The 18,080-nt window shown below is 56.1% G+C and carries 17 protein-coding genes; 15 read left to right on the forward strand and 2 right to left on the reverse strand.

Annotated features, from left to right (window positions below; translation table 11 throughout):
• The first annotated feature begins 47 nt into the window (after nt 1-47).
• The 6 genes from AUC60_RS25725 (at nt 48) to AUC60_RS25750 (ending at nt 4,588) form a co-directional block, all read left to right on the forward strand.
• Nucleotides 48-398, forward strand: coding sequence for a DUF4398 domain-containing protein (locus tag AUC60_RS25725; RefSeq protein WP_087274186.1), 351 nt, complete (start codon nt 48-50; stop codon nt 396-398).
• Nucleotides 395-1,210: an OmpA family protein gene (locus tag AUC60_RS25730; RefSeq protein WP_087274161.1), complete on the forward strand. Its 816-nt coding sequence runs from the start codon at nt 395-397 to the stop codon at nt 1,208-1,210. The genes AUC60_RS25725 and AUC60_RS25730 overlap by 4 nt, the downstream gene beginning before the upstream one ends.
• Before the next feature lie 215 nt (nt 1,211-1,425).
• Nucleotides 1,426-2,865 (forward strand): aminotransferase-like domain-containing protein, encoded by a 1,440-nt coding sequence (locus AUC60_RS25735; RefSeq protein WP_087274163.1) that lies wholly within the window; start codon nt 1,426-1,428, stop codon nt 2,863-2,865.
• A gap of 146 nt (nt 2,866-3,011) precedes the next feature.
• Nucleotides 3,012-3,596 carry a translation initiation factor 2 gene (locus tag AUC60_RS25740; protein WP_420800761.1) on the forward strand — a complete coding sequence of 195 codons (585 nt, stop codon included), beginning with the start codon at nt 3,012-3,014 and terminating at the stop codon, nt 3,594-3,596.
• 128 nt (nt 3,597-3,724) lie between these two features.
• Nucleotides 3,725-3,925 carry a proteinase inhibitor gene (locus tag AUC60_RS25745; protein WP_238599644.1) on the forward strand — a complete coding sequence of 67 codons (201 nt, stop codon included), beginning with the start codon at nt 3,725-3,727 and terminating at the stop codon, nt 3,923-3,925.
• A gap of 57 nt (nt 3,926-3,982) precedes the next feature.
• Nucleotides 3,983-4,588, forward strand: coding sequence for an START domain-containing protein (locus tag AUC60_RS25750; RefSeq protein ID WP_087274169.1), 606 nt, complete (start codon nt 3,983-3,985; stop codon nt 4,586-4,588).
• A 196-nt stretch (nt 4,589-4,784) separates the two neighbouring features.
• On the opposite strand, the gene gltA is transcribed toward AUC60_RS25750, so the two are convergent.
• Entirely contained in the window at nt 4,785-6,074 is a 1,290-nt protein-coding gene (gene gltA / locus AUC60_RS25755; RefSeq protein WP_027900891.1) for a citrate synthase, read from the reverse strand.
• Between the two features lie 361 nt (nt 6,075-6,435).
• On the opposite strand from gltA, the gene sdhC reads away from it, so the two are divergent.
• From sdhC to sucD, 9 genes are all read left to right on the forward strand, one after another.
• A complete protein-coding gene (sdhC, locus tag AUC60_RS25760; protein WP_087274171.1) occupies nt 6,436-6,810 on the forward strand; it encodes a succinate dehydrogenase, cytochrome b556 subunit in 375 nt (124 codons plus the stop codon).
• A complete protein-coding gene (gene sdhD / locus AUC60_RS25765; protein ID WP_087274173.1) occupies nt 6,804-7,172 on the forward strand; it encodes a succinate dehydrogenase, hydrophobic membrane anchor protein in 369 nt (122 codons plus the stop codon). The genes sdhC and sdhD overlap by 7 nt, the downstream gene beginning before the upstream one ends.
• A 3-nt stretch (nt 7,173-7,175) precedes the next feature.
• A complete protein-coding gene (gene sdhA, locus AUC60_RS25770; protein WP_087274175.1) occupies nt 7,176-8,948 on the forward strand; it encodes a succinate dehydrogenase flavoprotein subunit in 1,773 nt (590 codons plus the stop codon).
• Nucleotides 8,949-8,959: 11 nt separating this feature from the next.
• A complete protein-coding gene (locus AUC60_RS25775; RefSeq protein WP_027900895.1) occupies nt 8,960-9,664 on the forward strand; it encodes a succinate dehydrogenase iron-sulfur subunit in 705 nt (234 codons plus the stop codon).
• 260 nt (nt 9,665-9,924) lie between these two features.
• A complete protein-coding gene (locus AUC60_RS25780) occupies nt 9,925-12,756 on the forward strand; it encodes a 2-oxoglutarate dehydrogenase E1 component (RefSeq protein WP_087274177.1) in 2,832 nt (943 codons plus the stop codon).
• 41 nt (nt 12,757-12,797) lie between these two features.
• Complete coding sequence (odhB, locus tag AUC60_RS25785) at nt 12,798-14,036, forward strand: 2-oxoglutarate dehydrogenase complex dihydrolipoyllysine-residue succinyltransferase (protein ID WP_087274179.1); 1,239 nt, start codon at nt 12,798-12,800, stop codon at nt 14,034-14,036.
• 173 nt (nt 14,037-14,209) lie between these two features.
• The gene (gene lpdA, locus AUC60_RS25790; RefSeq protein WP_087274181.1) at nt 14,210-15,646 is read left to right on the forward strand and encodes a dihydrolipoyl dehydrogenase; all 1,437 of its coding nucleotides are present in this window, start codon (nt 14,210-14,212) and stop codon (nt 15,644-15,646) included.
• A gap of 187 nt (nt 15,647-15,833) precedes the next feature.
• Nucleotides 15,834-17,000, forward strand: coding sequence for an ADP-forming succinate--CoA ligase subunit beta (gene sucC, locus AUC60_RS25795; RefSeq protein ID WP_032629164.1), 1,167 nt, complete (start codon nt 15,834-15,836; stop codon nt 16,998-17,000).
• On the forward strand, nt 17,000-17,884 hold the full coding sequence (sucD, locus tag AUC60_RS25800; protein WP_087274183.1) for a succinate--CoA ligase subunit alpha: 885 nt from the start codon (nt 17,000-17,002) through the stop codon (nt 17,882-17,884). The genes sucC and sucD overlap by 1 nt, the downstream gene beginning before the upstream one ends.
• On the opposite strand, the gene AUC60_RS28225 is transcribed toward sucD, so the two are convergent.
• Nucleotides 17,874-18,080, reverse strand: a 207-nt coding sequence (locus tag AUC60_RS28225) for a hypothetical protein (RefSeq protein ID WP_238599643.1), incomplete at its 5' end; no start/stop codon positions are given. The genes sucD and AUC60_RS28225 overlap by 11 nt on opposite strands.

Here is an 18,080-nt window from a genome sequence, read left to right on the forward strand (position 1 = left end):
TGACTTCTTTTGTGACTTCTTTTGTGACTTCTTTTGTGACAGCTTTTGTGAAAAGCCGCCCTTTATTCGCGACCATTGCATTTGCCGCATTGGTGGGCTGTGCCAACGATCCGGCACCGATTGAACAAATGAAACTGACCGAGAAAGCCGTCGCCCAGGCCAAGGCTGTGGGGGCCGTCGATGAGCCGGAAATGCAGATGGCGGAATCGAAACTGGGGCAGGCTCGCTCTGAGATGATCAATGAATCGTTCAAGGCTGCGCGTATGCAAGCTGAGCAGGCCGAACTGGATGCGCGCCTGGCAGAGGCTCGGGTTCTGACTGAGAAGAGTCAGGAGCAAATAACTCAGCTGGACACTCGCCTCAACCGTCTGCGCAAGCAGTTGGGGGAGGGGCAATGAAGCGTATGTCTCGAGTATTAAAGGCTTGTCTGCTGTCGGGTTTCGCCGGTCTTTATGGTTGTGCAGGTCATCAGGTGGGTGAGCAGGCGTTGCAGCAGGCAAATGCTGACTTTCAGAAAGTGAAAGAGGACGGCGATGTGCTGCGCAGTGCTCCGAAAGACGTAGTGCGCGCAGGTGAGTTGCTGGGCAAGGCTGAGCGCCTGTCGACTTACCTGGGCAGCGGCAGTGATGTGGCTCATTACGCGTATCTCAGCAGCCGCTACAGCGCGATCGCCCGTGAGCACAGCAATTTGCTGCTCAACACCGAGCGGCTTGAAAAGCAGGAAATGGAGCGCCAGCGGCTTCAGTTGGCGCTGCGTGAAGCGAAGCTGGCCAGTGCCCAGCAACACGGCCAGTGGCTGGAAGACCAGATTGTCAGCCTGGCTACTACGCAGACCGAGCGCGGGTTGGTCATGACGTTGGGTGATGTGTTATTCGATACCGGTCACGCTGAGCTCAAAAGCTCGGCCAACCGCACAGTGCTCAAGGTTGTGCAGTTTTTGCAGCTTAACCCCAAACGCGTTGTCCGTATCGAGGGCTATACCGACAACACGGGTGAAAAGCAGGAAAATCTGCGGTTGTCCCAAGAGCGTGCGCAATCGGTGGCCGACGTGTTGACGGATCTCGGCGTCGATGAAAAACGCATTCATGTGCAGGGCTATGGTGATGAATACCCTGTGGAGGCCAATGCTTCCGAGCGGGGTCGTGCGAAAAACCGTCGTGTTGAGATCGTCTTTTCTGATTCCAAAGGGCATCTCGGCCCCAATCGCTGAAAAAACTTTAAAAAAATCGATGCCTGTTTTCAGGTGTCGATTTTTTTTGGCCTAAAAAGCCGACGGCTTGGCGCTTTTGCCTGATAAATTTTTTAATCAAAGTGTTCAAGGGCTAGCCGTTCAGGAAACTGTCCCAGTACACTTCGCAACTGTTCTGGTGACAAATCGACTATCTTCCTACAAAAGCAAGTCCCCAGCGGTATCGAGGCTGCGTCATGACCAACCTTCTGCTCTATCAAAAAATCGCTCAGCAGCTGGCTGAAGATATTCGTCGCGGTGTTTATCAGCCGGGCGAGCGTGTGCCCTCGGTGCGCAAGATGAGTTCGCAGCTCAATGTCAGCCATGCGACCGTCTTGCAGGCGTATGCGAATCTGGAAGATCAGGGGTTGATTCGGGCTCGGCCGCAGTCGGGTTATTACGTGCACCAGACCCCCGCGCTCACGGCGCCTACACCCGACATTGCTCGTGTGGAAAGACCGGGGCTGGTGACGCGCAGCAGCATTATTCAGCAGGTTTTGATGGAGTCGCGCCGTGAAGGGGTTTTCCCTTTAGGCGCTGCGGTGCCGCATGTCGATTACCTGCCTGTGCGTGCCTTGCACCAGCAGATAGCAAAAGTGACCCGTTTTCAGAGCCCTCGGGCGTTCAGTTACATGTTCAGTCCGGGTTTCGAACCCTTGCGTCGTCAGGTTGCCATTCGCATGCGAGACGCTGGCGTAGTGGTTGATCCGGCTGACGTAGTGATTACTCACGGTTGCGTCGACGCCCTGCAGATGGCATTGCGGGTTGTCACCAGGCCTGGTGATCTGATCGCCGCAGAGTCGCCGACCTACTACGGGTTGCTGCAACTGGCTGACTTGTTAGGGCTCAAGGTCATTGAAATACCCAGCGACCCGCAGACAGGCATCAGCCTGGAAGCGTTGCAACTGGCAGCGAATCAGTGGTCGATCAAGGCCCTGGTGTTGACCTCGCGCCTGAGTAATCCGCTGGGCAGTAGCATGCCTGAAGAGCGCCAGAAGCATTTGCTGCGGCTTGTTTCGGATTTCGATATTCAAGTGGTTGAAGATGATATTTATGGCGAGCTGATGTTTGAGCAAGGGCGAGCCAAGGCTTTGAAGGCCTTTGATCGTCTGGGTCGTGTTATCTATTGCTCCAGCTTCTCGAAAACCTTGTCGCCCGGCGTGCGTATCGGCTGGATGATTGCGGGAAAATACCAGTCGGAAATTCAGCGCCTTCAGATATTCAGCACTCATTCAGCGTGCAGCGTCACGCAAATGGGCGTTGCCGCTTATCTGGAAAATGGTGGTTATGACCGTCATCTGCGGTTTATTCGCGCCGAGTATCGGAAAAACCTCAGCGCTTTTCAGCTCGCGGTGCAACAGTACTTTCCCGAAGGTACGCAGATGAGCCGACCGCTGGGTGGCTTTATCTTGTGGGTCAGCCTGCCAGGGCGAGTCAATACACAGGAGTTGCACATCCGGGCACTGGAGCAGGGGATCAGCATTGCGCCGGGACTGATCTTCAGCAATACAGAACAGTTCAATCACTGCATTCGTCTGAACTGTGGCATCCCGTGGAATCGCGAGGCGGAGAGGGCGCTTATGACGCTCGGAATGCTGGCCAAACAGTTATGTCAGGAAACGGTTGAGCTCTATTGAGGTCAGCTATTTAGGTCCTGCAGAAATAGCGCATCGCTCTGCAGGTTGATCTCTGTCTTGTTATTGGACGTGCAACAGGCCAGCATGTTGTTTTCTGCCTTTGCCATTTCTGCCCTATGAATGTTTTTCGCTGTGTAGCGTTGTCGTTGGTCGTTCTTCTGGGTGCCTGTGATGCTCAGGACGGGGCCGCGCCCAAGCCCAAGGTTTCAGCTGAAACCCAGGTGCCGAAGAAGACTGATGCCAGCCCTTCTGTGGCTGAGTCGACACCCTCTGCGCCTGAGCCTGCAAAGGCGCCGACGCATGAGTTGGCGCCTAATATATCGGTGGTTCCGGTGACGGCCAAAGATGGCGCAAGTGCGTCAGGCAAGCCGAAGGCTGAAGCGACAAAAACGCCTGCAACCAAAACAGTGACCGAGAAAAAGCGCGATGCGGTGGCCCGCAAGTCGGTGGCCGAGAGTAAAAAAGCGCTCAAAGACACTAGCCTGAACAATGCCAAGCTCGATTTGAGCCTGCCTCCTGAGCTGGCCGAAGAGCTGCAGCCTGCCGGAACGACCAAGGCCAAACCTCGCAAGCCAATTTTGCCGCCAATGTTTGGCGATAAGCGCGCTTCTGGTAATGACCCTTTTGAGCTCAATGGGCGCATTCTGAGCAACGAGATGGATTTGCAGATGCGTAACGACAGTCGGCGTGAGGTGGAAGGTGCTGCGCTGGACTTCAAGTTCAGGCAGTAGCGCCAGGGATTTCAAACGCGCGTTTCAGCGGGTACTATCACGCTTCGAATTTCTCTTTCAGGGTGCTGGTCATGGACTGCCGCTCAGGGTGTGGTGCTTGTTGCATCGCGCCTTCTATCACTTCTCCCATACCCGGTATGCCTGATGGCAAGCCTGCAGGCGAGCGTTGTCTGCATTTATCACTCGATATGCTGTGCACAATTTTTGGTCAGCCCGAACGTCCCGCAGTGTGCAGTCAGTTCAAGGCTGCGCACGATGTCTGTGGAGTGGATCAAGCTGATGCGATTCGTCTGATTACCTGGTGGGAGGACGCTACAGCAGTTGCGTGAGGGTTGCTGTGCGACAGAATTGATTGGCTGGAACTTCAAACAATAAGGAATACAACAATGAGTTCGCTGCATCGAATAGCTGTTGTCTGCGGTATCACTGTGCTCATCTCTGCTGTTGCTCAGGCTGAGGACTGGAAAGTTGCAAAAGATGAGGCGGGGATCAAGGTTTCGCTGAGCGAGGTGTCGGGTTCTCAGTACAAGGCTTATCGTGGCGAGACCGTTATCAACGCGAGTGTCGCTAAGTTGCGCAGTCTTCAAGAGGACGTAGCGGGTGCCTGTGCCTGGATTCATGAGTGCAAGTCGCAGAAGATGCTGAAACATGAGGGCAATCAAGCCTGGACGTACACTCAGATCAATACGCCGTGGCCGGTAACGCCTCGGGATTCGGTATTGCTGGTGACGACGGAAGAGGGCGCTGACGGCAGCCTGACCCGCAAACTTCAGGAGGTACCCAAGTACATACCTGAGGAAAAAGGGTTTGTGCGGGTGTCGCAAGTCGACGGCTTCTGGAAGTTTGTGCCGCAAGGGCCGAACAAGACTCTAGTGACTTATCAAGTACATACCGAACCAGGCGGTAGCGTGCCTTCATGGCTGGCTAACAAGTTCGTGGTAGATGCGCCGTTTAATACGTTGAAGGCGTTGAAGGAAAGGGCTGAGAAGTAGTCTCGCTTATTGCGCATCCCATCAATCATGGATTTGAAGCACATTACTTATAGGGGCTGCCGAAGGCTGCGACGCGTTTGTCCTGCTACACAGCCTTCGGCAGCTCCTGCAAGGTTCTGTATCTGCTGAGCGTTCCAGGTAAGCAGGCATAAAAAAGGGCTGCCATTGGCAGCCCTTTTCAGTTGTAGCGTGAAGCTTACTTGCGGTCTTCCAGTGGCACGATATCGCGGGACACGTAGCCTGTGTATAGCTGGCGTGGACGGCCAATCTTGTACGGGCTGGAAAGCATTTCCTTCCAGTGGGAGATCCAGCCGACAGTCCGCGCCAAGGCGAAGATTACGGTGAACATGCTGGTTGGGATGCCGATTGCCTTGAGGATGATGCCCGAATAGAAGTCGACGTTCGGGTACAGCGAGCGCTCGATGAAGTAAGGATCGGTCAGGGCGATCTCTTCCAGGCGCATGGCCAGCTCAAGTTGCGGGTCATTGGTGATGCCCAGCTCCTTGAGGACTTCGTCGCAGGTCTGCTTCATCACGGTGGCGCGCGGGTCGCGGTTCTTGTAAACCCGGTGACCGAAGCCCATCAGTTTGAACGGATCGTTCTTGTCCTTGGCTTTGGCGATGAACTTGTCGATGTTCGACACATCGCCGATCTCATCCAGCATGGACAGTACTGCTTCGTTCGCGCCGCCGTGTGCCGGGCCCCAGAGCGCGGCAATACCGGCTGCGATGCAGGCGAACGGGTTAGCCCCCGAAGAGCCCGCCATACGTACGGTGGACGTCGAGGCGTTCTGTTCGTGGTCGGCGTGCAGGATGAAGATCTTGTCCATGGCCTTGGCCAGTACCGGGCTGATCGGTTTGATCTCGCACGGTGTGTTGAACATCATGTGCAGGAAGTTCTCGGCGTAGCTCAGGTCATTACGCGGGTACATCATGGGTTGACCCATGGAGTACTTGTACACCATTGCTGCCAGGGTCGGCATCTTGGCGACCAGACGGATGGCCGAGATTTCACGGTGCTGTGGATTATTGATATCCAGAGAGTCGTGATAGAACGCGGAGAGAGCGCCCACCACGCCGCACATCACTGCCATCGGGTGAGCGTCGCGGCGGAAGCCGTTGAAAAATGTTTTGAGTTGCTCGTGAACCATGGTGTGGTTTTTCACGACAACAACGAACTGGGCTTTCTGTTCGGCGGTTGGCAGTTCGCCGTTCAGCAACAGGTAGCAGGTTTCCAGGTAGTCCGACTGTTCAGCCAGTTGTTCGATCGGATAGCCGCGGTGCAGCAGGATCCCGTTGTCACCATCAATGTAGGTGATCTTCGACTCGCAAGAGGCGGTCGACATGAAGCCTGGGTCGAATGTGAAGCGGCCGGTGGCTGTCAGACCACGTACGTCGATAACGTCGGGGCCTACGGTGCCGGTCAGAATGGGCAGCTCGACGGGGGCTGCGCCCTCGATGATCAACTGCGCTTTATTATCAGCCATGTGGCCTCCTGTTTATGCTTCAAATCATCAGACGGCCCCCCACGCAGGGCCCGCACCACTATAGTTAGATAAAATCTAAAGTCAATTTGCCTAAAGTCGTGTTCCAGAAGGCTTTCAGGCTTGATTTGCCCTGCGACATTGTGTCACTTACGCTTTTTATCCGGCCAGCGCAATCACCTATTTGAAGGGCTTCTCTGCGTTGTCATTAGTGACCTAACTGTCTATACTCGGCGTCCGACCGCCAGGGGCTTTAGGGCCTGTATACCGGTGGTCGTCACTCCCTGGGTGGTGGGTACCTGACCAGTGCACTTCCCAATAATTTGCCCTGATTGTTAGGGGCTCTTCAGTGTGAAATAAAGCCGTGAAAAGCCAACGACCTGTAAACCTAGACCTAAGGACCATCAAACTCCCAGTCACTGCTTACACGTCCATTCTTCACCGCATCTCCGGAGTTATTCTGTTTGTCGGCCTCGTCATCATGCTTTACGCATTGGACAAGTCGCTGAGCTCCGAGGAAGGCTTCGGTGAGGTGAAAGCGTGTCTGACCAGCCCGCTGGCCAAGCTTGTGATTTGGGCTCTGCTGTCCGCCTTGCTTTATCACCTGGTAGCGGGCATCCGCCACCTGATCATGGATGCGGGCATTGGCGAGACGCTGGAAGGCGGCAAGCTGGGCTCCAAAATCGTTATCGCCGTATCCGTGGTGGTAATCGTTCTGGCGGGAGTATGGATATGGTAACCAACGTCACTAACCTGTCGCGTTCGGGCCTCTATGACTGGATGGCGCAGCGCGTATCTGCGGTCGTGCTCGCGGCTTATTTCATTTTCCTGATCGGATACCTCGTTGCCCACCCGGGCATCGACTATGCCCAGTGGCATGGTCTGTTCTCTCATACGGGAATGCGCATTTTCAGCCTCTTGGCCCTCGTTGCTCTGGGCGCTCACGCCTGGGTCGGCATGTGGACCATCGCCACTGACTACCTGACGCCAATGGCGCTGGGCAAGTCGGCGACCGCTGTGCGTTTCCTTTTCCAGGCAGTCTGCGGCGTTGCGATGTTCGCGTACTTTGTCTGGGGTGTGCAGATTCTTTGGGGTATCTGATTCATGGCTAACATAAATACACTTACATTCGACGCCATCATTATTGGTGGCGGCGGTGCAGGCATGCGTGCAGCCTTGCAGCTGGCTCAGGGCGGCCACAAGACCGCCGTAGTCACCAAGGTTTTCCCGACTCGCTCGCACACCGTTTCTGCTCAGGGTGGCATCACCTGTGCAATTGCATCTGCCGACCCGAACGATGACTGGCGCTGGCACATGTACGATACCGTCAAGGGCTCCGACTATATCGGTGACCAGGACGCTATCGAATACATGTGTCAGGAAGGCCCGGCTGCGGTCTTTGAGCTGGATCACATGGGTCTGCCATTCTCCCGCACCGAAACCGGTCGTATCTACCAGCGTCCGTTTGGTGGTCAGTCCAAGGATTTCGGCAAGGGCGGTCAGGCTGCGCGTACGTGTGCGGCCTCTGACCGTACCGGCCACGCGCTGTTGCACACCCTGTATCAGGGCAACCTGAAAGCAGGTACCACTTTTCTGAACGAGTATTACGCTGTTGATCTGGTGAAAAACCAGGACGGCGCGTTCGTGGGGGTGATTGCGATCTGCATCGAAACCGGCGAAACCATGTACATCCGCGCCAAGGCGACTGTACTGGCTACCGGCGGCGCTGGCCGTATCTATTCCTCTACCACCAATGCCCTGATCAATACCGGTGACGGCGTTGGTATGGCACTGCGTGCCGGTGTTCCTGTTCAGGACATCGAAATGTGGCAGTTCCACCCGACTGGCATCGCTGGTGCAGGTGTACTGGTTACTGAAGGTTGCCGTGGTGAAGGCGGATACCTGATCAACAAGCATGGTGAGCGTTTCATGGAGCGCTATGCGCCGAACGCGAAAGACCTTGCTGGTCGTGACGTTGTTGCGCGCTCGATGGTTAAAGAGATCATTGCCGGTAACGGTTGTGGTCCTGATGGCGATCACGTGATGCTGAAGCTCGATCACTTGGGCGAAGAAGTGCTGCACAGCCGCTTGCCAGGTATCTGTGAGCTGTCGAAGACCTTTGCGCACGTGGATCCGGTTGTTGCTCCAGTACCTGTCGTGCCTACCTGCCACTACATGATGGGTGGTGTTGCCACCAATATTCATGGTCAGGCCATGACTCAGGATGCTGACGGCAATGATCAGATCCTCCCTGGGTTGTTCGCGGTAGGTGAAGTGGCGTGCGTATCTGTGCACGGTGCCAACCGTCTGGGTGGTAACTCGCTGCTCGACCTCGTGGTATTTGGTCGTGCTGCAGGCCTGCACCTGGAGAAAGTGCTGACCGAAGGCATTGAATATGCTGACGCGAGCGAAACCGATATCGATGCCGCGCTGAGCCGTCTCAATGGCCTCAACGAGCGTACCGAAGGTGAGGACGTTGCCACTCTGCGTCGCGAGCTGCAAAGCTGCATGCAGAACTACTTTGGTGTGTTCCGCACCGGCGAATACATGCAGAAAGGTATCGCCCAGCTGGCAGACCTGCGTGTTCGTATCGCCAACGTCAAGATCAACGACAAGTCCCAGGGCTTCAACACTGCGCGTATCGAAGCGCTTGAGTTGCAGAACCTGCTGGAAGTCGCCGAAGCCACGGCGGTTGCTGCGGAAGTGCGTAAAGAGTCCCGCGGTGCTCACGCTCGCGAAGACTATGAAGATCGTGACGATGAAAACTGGCTGTGCCACACCCTGTACTTCCCGGGCGAGAAGCGGGTTGCCAAACGTGCAGTCAACTTTGCGCCGAAGACAGTACCGGCGTTTGAACCGAAAATTCGGACTTACTAAAGGTGGCCGCTATGTTGAAAGTTGAAGTTTATCGCTACAACCCCGACAGCGACTCTGCGCCTAAGACCCAGGTGTTCGACGTTGATACCGGTGGCAAAGACTTGATGGTGCTGGATGTATTGGCCCTGATCAAGGAACAGGATGAAGGTTTCTCCTACCGTCGTTCGTGCCGCGAAGGTGTTTGCGGTTCCGACGGTATGAATATCAACGGCAAAAACGGCCTGGCGTGTATCACGCCGCTGTCGGCCGTGGTCAAGGGCAACAAGCTGGTGGTGCGTCCGCTGCCTGGTTTGCCTGTGATACGTGACCTGGTTGTTGATATGAGCATCTTCTACAAGCAGTACGAGAAGGTTAAGCCATATCTGTTGAACGACACCCCGGCTCCGGCCATCGAACGTCTTCAGACTCCTGAAGAGCGTGAGAAGCTGGATGGTCTGTACGAGTGCATTCTGTGCGCTTGCTGCTCGACCTCCTGCCCGTCGTTCTGGTGGAACCCGGACAAGTTCCTCGGTCCAGCTGCACTGCTGCAAGCCTATCGTTTCCTGGCTGACAGCCGTGACAACAAGACCGCCGAACGTCTGGCTTCGCTTGATGACCCGTTCAGCGTATTCCGCTGCCGCGGGATCATGAACTGCGTAAACGTTTGTCCGAAGGGCCTTAACCCAACCAAGGCTATCGGTCACGTGCGCAACATGCTCCTGCAAAACGGCGTCTGATTTGACTGTTACACCGTAATGCCGTAATACCCGTAACCGCTGCGGCGCAGGCTTCAACCGGCGCCGTAGTTTTAACCTGAGCAGCAACAAGTAATGTTGCGGCTCTTATTTTGAAGAAATAAGACCAGCAGGGGCATCCGGGCTGGTACCCGGACTATCTGCGTGATCCTAAGTGACTTGATACAGTCGCTGCACATGACTATCTCAGGTTTGCTGTGGTGTCTTCGCCGGTGGTGTCCCCTTACCGAGGGTGACCAAGCATGCAAGAAAGCGTGATGCAGCGCATGTGGAACAGTGCCCACCTTTCCGGTGGTAACGCTGCCTATGTGGAAGAGCTCTATGAGCTCTACCTGCACGACCCTAACGCTGTGCCAGAGGAATGGCGCACCTACTTTCAGAAGTTGCCCGCTGACGGCAACTCTGCCACCGATGTATCGCACTCGACGATTCGCGATCATTTCGTGTTGCTGGCCAAAAACCAGCGCCGCGCCCAGCCGGTATCCGCCGGGAGCGTGAGCAGCGAGCATGAAAAGAAGCAGGTCGAAGTGTTGCGGCTCATCCAGGCTTACCGTATGCGCGGCCATCAGGCGGCCCAGCTCGACCCGCTGGGGCTGTGGCAACGTACGGCGCCAGCTGACCTGTCGATCAATCACTACGGATTGACCAACGCTGACCTGGATACCACTTTCCGTGCCGGAGACTTGTTCATCGGCAAAGAGGAAGCGAGCCTACGCGAAATCCAGGACGCCCTACATAAGACATATTGCCGCACCATCGGCGCTGAGTTCACCCACATCGTGGATTCCGAGCAGCGCAACTGGTTCATGCAGCGTCTTGAAAGCGTCCGTGGCCGTCCTGCGTTCTCTGCCGAAATTCAGAGCCACTTGCTCGAGCGCGTTACCGCGGCAGAGGGTCTTGAAAAGTACCTGGGCACCAAATACCCAGGCACCAAGCGCTTCGGTCTGGAAGGTGGCGAAAGCCTGATTCCGATGCTGGACGAATTGATCCAGCGTTCCGGTTCGTACGGCACCAAGGAAATCGTTATCGGCATGGCCCACCGTGGTCGCCTTAACGTGCTGGTCAACACCTTCGGCAAGAACCCCCGCGAGCTTTTCGACGAGTTCGAAGGCAAGAAAAAAGTCGAGCTGGGTTCCGGTGACGTTAAGTATCACCAGGGCTTTTCTTCGAACGTAATGACCCCGGGCGGCGAAGTTCACCTCGCCATGGCGTTCAACCCGTCTCACCTGGAGATCGTTTCTCCGGTGGTCGAAGGTTCTGTTCGTGCTCGTCAGGATCGTCGTAACGATCCGAACGGTGACAAGGTTCTGCCAATTTCCCTCCACGGTGATGCTGCTTTTGCAGGGCAGGGCGTGGTCATGGAAACCTTCCAGATGTCGCAGACTCGCGGCTTCAAGACGGGCGGCACGATCCATATCGTCATCAACAACCAGGTTGGTTTCACCATCAGCAACCCGCTGGACTCGCGTTCCACCGAGTACGCCACCGACGTTGCCAAGATGATTCAGGCGCCGATTCTCCATGTGAATGGCGATGACCCTGAAGCCGTTGTATTCGTAACCCAGCTGGCTATCGACTACCGCATGCAGTTCAAGCGTGACGTGGTAATCGATCTGGTCTGCTACCGTCGTCGCGGCCACAACGAAGCGGATGAACCAAGCGGCACTCAGCCTTTGATGTACCAGCAAATCACCAAACAGCGCACCACGCGTGAGCTGTATGCCGAAAGCCTGATCAAGGCCGGCGTTCTGGATGATGCTCGCGTACAGGCCAAGATCGACGACTACCGCAACGCGCTGGACAACGGTCTGCATGTTGTGAAAAGTCTGGTCAAAGAGCCAAACAAAGAGCTTTTCGTGGACTGGCGTCCGTATCTGGGCCACGCCTGGACTGCACGTCACGACACCCGCTTTGACCTCAAGACCCTGCAGGAGCTGTCGGCCAAGCTGATGGAGCTGCCAGAAGGTTTCGTGGTTCAGCGTCAGGTTCAGAAAATCTACGAAGACCGTCAGAAGATGCAAGCCGGCGGCCTGCCGATCAACTGGGGTTACGCCGAAACCATGGCGTACGCAACCCTGGCATTCGAAGGTCACCCGATTCGCATGACGGGTCAGGACATCGGCCGCGGTACGTTCTCGCACCGTCATGCGGTGCTGCACAACCAGAAAGACGCCGGTACCTACATTCCGTTGCAGAATCTGTATGCCGGTCAGCCACGTTTCGATCTGTATGACTCCTTCCTTTCGGAAGAAGCCGTACTGGCCTTCGAATACGGCTACTCGACCACCCAGCCAGATGCCCTGGTTATCTGGGAAGCCCAGTTCGGCGACTTCGCCAACGGTGCGCAAGTGGTTATCGACCAGTTCATCACCAGCGGCGAGCACAAGTGGGGCCGTCTGTGCGGTCTGACCATGTTGCTGCCTCATGGTTATGAAGGGCAGGGGCCAGAACACTCGTCGGCACGTCTTGAGCGTTACTTGCAGGGTTGTGCAGAGCACAACATTCAGGTGTGCGTACCGACTACGCCAGCGCAGATCTACCACTTGCTGCGTCGTCAGGTTATCCGTCCGCTGCGCAAGCCGCTGATTGTGCTGACACCGAAGTCGTTGCTGCGTCACAAGCTGGCCGTTTCGACCCTGGAAGATCTCGCCGAAGGTTCGTTCCAGACTGTCATCCCGGAAATCGATACGCTCGATGCCGCCAAAGTGACGCGTCTGGTGCTGTGCGGCGGCAAGGTTTACTACGACCTGCTGGAAAAACGCCGTGCCGAAGGCCGCGAAGATATCGCCATCGTGCGTATCGAGCAGCTGTACCCGTTCCCGGAAGACGACCTGATGGAGGCGATTGCGCCTTACACCAACCTGCAGAAGGTTGTGTGGTGTCAGGAAGAACCGATGAACCAGGGTGCCTGGTACAGCAGCCAGCACCACCTGCGTCGCAGCGTTGGTAATCACAACCGCAACCTCGTTCTCGAGTATGCCGGTCGTGACGCCTCTGCAGCGCCTGCATGTGGTTACGCTTCGATGCACGCCGAGCAGCAGGAAAAACTGCTGCAAGATGCCTTCACTGTTTAACGCCTTCGCGCATTAGAAACCGAATTAAGGAATTACAGATAATGGCTATCGAGATCAAAGCCCCCTCTTTCCCGGAATCAGTTGCCGACGGCACCATTTCCAAGTGGCACAAACAGCCGGGCGAAGCGGTAAAACGTGACGAGCTGCTGGTTGACATCGAGACTGACAAGGTTGTCCTCGAAGTACTGGCCGAAGCTGACGGCGTACTGGCATCGATCGTGAAAGGCGAGGGCGAAATCGTCCTCTCCAACGAACTGATCGCAACTCTGGACGGTGGCGCTACCGCATCTGCTGCTCCGGCCGCCGCGGCCGCACCTGCTGCTGCCCCGGCTCAAGCAGCTGCTCCGGCCGCTGCTCCAGCTGCCGCTGGCGACGAAGATTCGGTTGCTGCTCCTGCTGCTCGCAAACTGGCTGAAGAAAACGGCATCAACCTGGCCAGCGTCAAAGGCACTGGTAAAGATGGCCGCGTCACCAAGGAAGACGTGGTTGCTGCTGTTGAAGCCAAGAAATCTGCACCTGCCGCTGCTCCTGCTGCCCAGCCAACTACCGCCGCTGCGCCTGTGGTTGCTACTGGCGACCGTACCGAGAAGCGTGTTCCGATGACTCGTGTACGTGCCACCGTTGCCAAGCGTCTGGTTGAAGCTCAATCGAACATGGCGATGCTGACCACGTTCAACGAAGTCGACATGACTGAAGTCATGGCGCTGCGTTCGAAGTACAAGGACCTGTTCGAGAAGTCCAACAATGGCGTACGCCTGGGCTTCATGTCGTTCTTCGTCAAGGCAACCACCGAGGCGCTGAAACGCTTCCCGGCTGTCAACGCTTCGATCGATGGTTCCGATATCGTTTACCACGGCTACGCTGACGTCGGTGTTGCGGTATCCAGCGATCGTGGTCTGGTGGTTCCGGTTCTGCGTAATGCAGAGCAGATGAGCCTGGCTGAAATCGAAGGTGGCATCGCTACCTTCGGCAAGAAAGCCCGTGACGGTAAGCTGTCAATCGACGAAATGACTGGCGGTACCTTCACCATCACCAACGGTGGTACTTTCGGTTCGATGATGTCGACTCCGATCGTTAACCCGCCGCAAGCGGCCATCCTGGGTATGCACAACATTATCCAGCGCCCGATGGCGGTCAATGGTCAGGTTGTGATTCGTCCGATGATGTACCTGGCTCTGTCTTACGATCACCGTTTGATCGATGGTAAAGAAGCTGTGACGTTCCTGGTGACCATCAAGAACCTGCTGGAAGATCCAGCTCGTCTGCTGCTGGATATCTGATGAGGCAGCCCCGGGCTGCAAGCCGCAAGCTGCGAGAGAAAAGCAGCGTGGGGTGGAGCTCGGGTTTTGCAAATGACATCTAATGAACAAGTTGCAACGCTCGTCTGTAATACATCACAGGCCAGCTTGCAGCTTGTAGCTTAAAGCTCGCAGCTAAAGAGGAACTCTTTGTTATGTCCCAGAAATTCGACGTGGTAGTGATTGGCGCAGGCCCTGGCGGTTATGTTGCCGCCATCAAGGCTGCGCAACTTGGTCTCAAGACTGCCTGCATCGAGAAGTATCAGGACAAGGAGGGCAAGCTGGCCCTCGGCGGTACTTGCCTGAACGTGGGTTGCATTCCGTCCAAGGCGCTGCTGGACAGCTCCTGGAAGTTCTACGAAGCCAAAAATGGTTTCTCGATCCATGGTATTTCGACTTCTGAAGTCAGCATGGACGTACCGGCCATGGTCGGTCGCAAGGCTAACATCGTCAAAGGCCTGACCGGCGGCGTTGCCAGCCTGTTCAAAGCCAATGGCGTGACCACTCTGCAAGGCCACGGCAAGCTGCTGGCCGGCAAGAAAGTCGAGCTGACCGCTGCTGATGGCACCGTTGAAGTCATCGAAGCTGATCACGTGATTCTGGCCTCCGGTTCGCGTCCGATCGACATTCCACCGGCTCCGGTTGATCAGAAAGTCATCGTTGACTCGACTGGTGCCCTGGAATTCCAACAGGTTCCGAAGCGTCTGGGTGTGATCGGCGCTGGCGTTATCGGCCTGGAGCTGGGTTCGGTATGGGCTCGTCTGGGTGCACAGGTTACTGTTCTGGAAGCCCTGGATAAATTTATCCCGGCTGCTGACGAAGCTGTTTCCAAAGAAGCGCTGAAAACTTTCACCAAGCAAGGCCTGGACATCAAACTGGGCGCTCGCGTTACCGGTTCGAAAGTTGAAGGCGAAGAAGTTGTGGTCAGCTACACCGACGCAGCAGGCGAGCAGTCGATCACCTTCGACCGTTTGATCGTAGCCGTTGGTCGTCGTCCGGTGACAACTGATCTGCTGGCAGCTGACAGCGGTGTGGACTTGGATGAGCGTGGTTTCATCTACGTCGATGACTACTGCACCACCAGCGTTCCGGGCGTTTACGCGATCGGCGACGTGGTTCGTGGTCTGATGCTGGCCCACAAGGCTTCTGAAGAAGGCATCATGGTTGTTGAGCGCATCAAGGGTCACAAGGCTCAGATGAACTACAATCTGATCCCTTCGGTTATCTACACCCACCCGGAAATCGCATGGGTGGGTAAAACCGAACAGACCTTGAAGACTGAAGGCGTTGAAGTTAACGTCGGCACTTTCCCGTTCGCAGCCAGTGGCCGTGCCATGGCGGCGAACGACACGGGCGGCTTCGTCAAGATCATTGCCGACGCCAAGACTGACCGTGTTCTGGGTGTTCACGTTATTGGTCCAAGCGCTGCCGAGCTGGTACAGCAAGGCGCGATCGCGATGGAATTCGGCAGCAGTGCCGAAGATATCGGCATGATGGTCTTCTCCCATCCGACGCTGTCCGAAGCATTGCATGAAGCTGCTCTGGCCGTGAATGGCGGTGCCATTCACATCCAGAACCGCAAAAAGCGTTAAGACAACAAGAGAAACCACGACGGACTGCCCGTCGTGAGCCTTGCGAGCAAGACTCACCGCGGAATGTCCGCCGGACTCGACCTCCGACTCTTCCTGACGGGATTGCCCGGAGTAGCGGTCACAGGTGGTGCGGCACGCCAGACGTGCAGCACCGAATGCGCAGTACCTAACGAAGACGGTAATAAGCATGAATCTTCACGAGTATCAGGGTAAGCAGCTGTTCGCTGAGTACGGCCTGCCAGTATCCAAAGGCTACGCAGTAGACACCCCGGAAGCAGCAGCAGAAGCTTGCGACAAGATTGGCGGGACTGAATGGGTTGTCAAAGCCCAGGTTCACGCTGGTGGCCGCGGTAAAGCGGGCGGCGTAAAGCTGGTTCGCAGCAAAGAAGACGCTGCAGCGTTCGCCCAGCAATGGTTGGGCAAGCGTCTGGTAACTTACCAGACTGACGCCAATGGTCAGCCAGTGACCAAGATCCTGGTTGAGTCCTGCACCGACATCGCTAAAGAGCTGTATCTCGGCGCTGTAGTGGACCGCTCGAGCCGTCGCATCGTGTTCATGGCTTCCACCGAAGGTGGCGTGGACATCGAGAAGATCGCTCACGACACTCCTGAGAAAATCCTCAAGGCCACGATCGATCCACTGGTTGGCGCTCAGCCATTCCAGGGTCGCGATCTGGCATTCCAGCTGGGTCTGGAAGGCAAGCAGGTTTCCCAGTTCGCCAAGATCTTCACCGGTCTGGCCAAGCTGTTCCAGGACCACGATCTGGCCCTGCTGGAAGTGAACCCGCTGGTAATCAAGGCTGACGGCGATCTGCATTGCCTCGACGCCAAGATCAACATCGATGCCAACGCCATGTACCGTCAGCCTAAGCTGAAGGCTTTCCACGATCCGTCGCAAGACGATCCGCGCGAAGCTCACGCTGCCAAGTTCGAACTGAACTACGTGGCGCTGGAAGGTAACATCGGCTGCATGGTCAACGGTGCTGGCCTGGCCATGGGTACCATGGACATCGTCAACCTGCATGGCGGCAAGCCAGCCAACTTCCTCGACGTAGGTGGTGGTGCAACCAAGGAACGCGTTACCGAAGCGTTCAAGATCATTCTGTCCGACACCAACGTCGCAGCAGTACTGGTCAACATCTTCGGCGGCATCGTTCGTTGCGACATGATTGCCGAAGGCATCATCGGTGCAGTGAAAGAAGTCGGCGTGAAAATCCCGGTTGTTGTTCGCCTTGAAGGTAACAACGCTGAACTGGGCGCTAAAGTACTGGCAGAAAGCGGTTTGAACATCATCGCTGCTACCAGCCTGACCGACGCTGCTCAACAAGTTGTCAAAGCTGCGGAGGGCAAGTAATGAGCGTCCTGATCAATAAAGACACCAAAGTAATCTGCCAGGGCTTCACCGGTTCGCAGGGTACTTTCCACTCCGAACAAGCCATTGCCTACGGCACCAAAATGGTCGGCGGCGTGACTCCGGGCAAAGGTGGCACCACTCACCTGAACCTGCCAGTGTTCAACACTGTGCAAGAAGCTGTAGATAAAACCGGCGCAACTGCTTCGGTCATCTACGTTCCGGCACCGTTCTGCAAGGACTCCATCCTTGAAGCAGCGTTCGGCGGCATCAAGCTGATCGTCTGCATCACCGAAGGCATCCCGACCATCGACATGCTGGAAGCCAAGGTCAAGTGCGACGAGCTGGGTGTGGTCCTGATCGGTCCTAACTGCCCAGGCGTTATCACTCCGGGCGAGTGCAAGATCGGCATCATGCCAGGTCACATTCACTTGCCAGGTAAAGTAGGCATCGTGTCGCGTTCCGGCACCCTGACTTACGAAGCTGTCAAGCAGACTACTGACGCCGGTTTCGGTCAGTCGACTTGCGTTGGTATCGGTGGTGACCCGATCCCTGGCTCCAACTTCATCGACATCCTGAAGCTGTTCCAGGAAGACCCGAAGACCGAAGCGATCGTCATGATCGGTGAGATCGGCGGTTCGGCTGAAGAAGAAGCGGCTGCCTACATCAAGGCAAACGTAACCAAGCCGGTTGTTTCCTACATCGCTGGTGTGACTGCTCCTCCGGGCAAGCGCATGGGCCATGCTGGCGCAATCATCTCTGGCGGCAAAGGCACTGCAGACGAGAAATTCGCTGCGCTGCAAGACGCAGGCGTTAAAACCGTGCGTTCGCTGGCAGACATCGGCAAGGCTTTGGCTGAGCTGACAGGTTGGGAAGTCAAAAAATAAGCGAATGCTTATTTGATTGACCGACTACACAAAGGCCACCTTCGGGTGGCCTTTGTACGTTGTGGAGGGGGCGAACATCATTCCGGGCGGTTGCGTACATATCCGTTGCTGCGTTATGGCTGATATTGGTTGCGCTTTTACAGCGCGTCACTTTTGATGGATCCGGAAGCCGGCCCAGACAAAAGTAACCAAAACG

This window comes from Pseudomonas caspiana, assembly GCF_002158995.1.
Taxonomy (GTDB): Bacteria; Pseudomonadota; Gammaproteobacteria; order Pseudomonadales; family Pseudomonadaceae; genus Aquipseudomonas; species Aquipseudomonas caspiana.

Excerpts from the sequence above, each read along its gene's own strand:
- AUC60_RS25730 (WP_087274161.1), top strand. The coding sequence starts at position 395 with ATGAAGCGTATGTCTCGAGTATTAAAGGCTTGTCTGCTGTCGGGTTTC.
- AUC60_RS25735 (WP_087274163.1), top strand. The coding sequence starts at position 1,426 with ATGACCAACCTTCTGCTCTATCAAAAAATCGCTCAGCAGCTGGCTGAA.
- AUC60_RS25750 (WP_087274169.1), top strand. The coding sequence starts at position 3,983 with ATGAGTTCGCTGCATCGAATAGCTGTTGTCTGCGGTATCACTGTGCTC.
- gltA (WP_027900891.1), bottom strand. The coding sequence starts at position 6,074 with ATGGCTGATAATAAAGCGCAGTTGATCATCGAGGGCGCAGCCCCCGTC.
- sdhD (WP_087274173.1), top strand. The coding sequence starts at position 6,804 with ATGGTAACCAACGTCACTAACCTGTCGCGTTCGGGCCTCTATGACTGG.
- sdhA (WP_087274175.1), top strand. The coding sequence starts at position 7,176 with ATGGCTAACATAAATACACTTACATTCGACGCCATCATTATTGGTGGC.
- AUC60_RS25775 (WP_027900895.1), top strand. The coding sequence starts at position 8,960 with ATGTTGAAAGTTGAAGTTTATCGCTACAACCCCGACAGCGACTCTGCG.
- AUC60_RS25780 (WP_087274177.1), top strand. The coding sequence starts at position 9,925 with ATGCAAGAAAGCGTGATGCAGCGCATGTGGAACAGTGCCCACCTTTCC.
- odhB (WP_087274179.1), top strand. The coding sequence starts at position 12,798 with ATGGCTATCGAGATCAAAGCCCCCTCTTTCCCGGAATCAGTTGCCGAC.
- lpdA (WP_087274181.1), top strand. The coding sequence starts at position 14,210 with ATGTCCCAGAAATTCGACGTGGTAGTGATTGGCGCAGGCCCTGGCGGT.
- sucC (WP_032629164.1), top strand. The coding sequence starts at position 15,834 with ATGAATCTTCACGAGTATCAGGGTAAGCAGCTGTTCGCTGAGTACGGC.
- sucD (WP_087274183.1), top strand. The coding sequence starts at position 17,000 with ATGAGCGTCCTGATCAATAAAGACACCAAAGTAATCTGCCAGGGCTTC.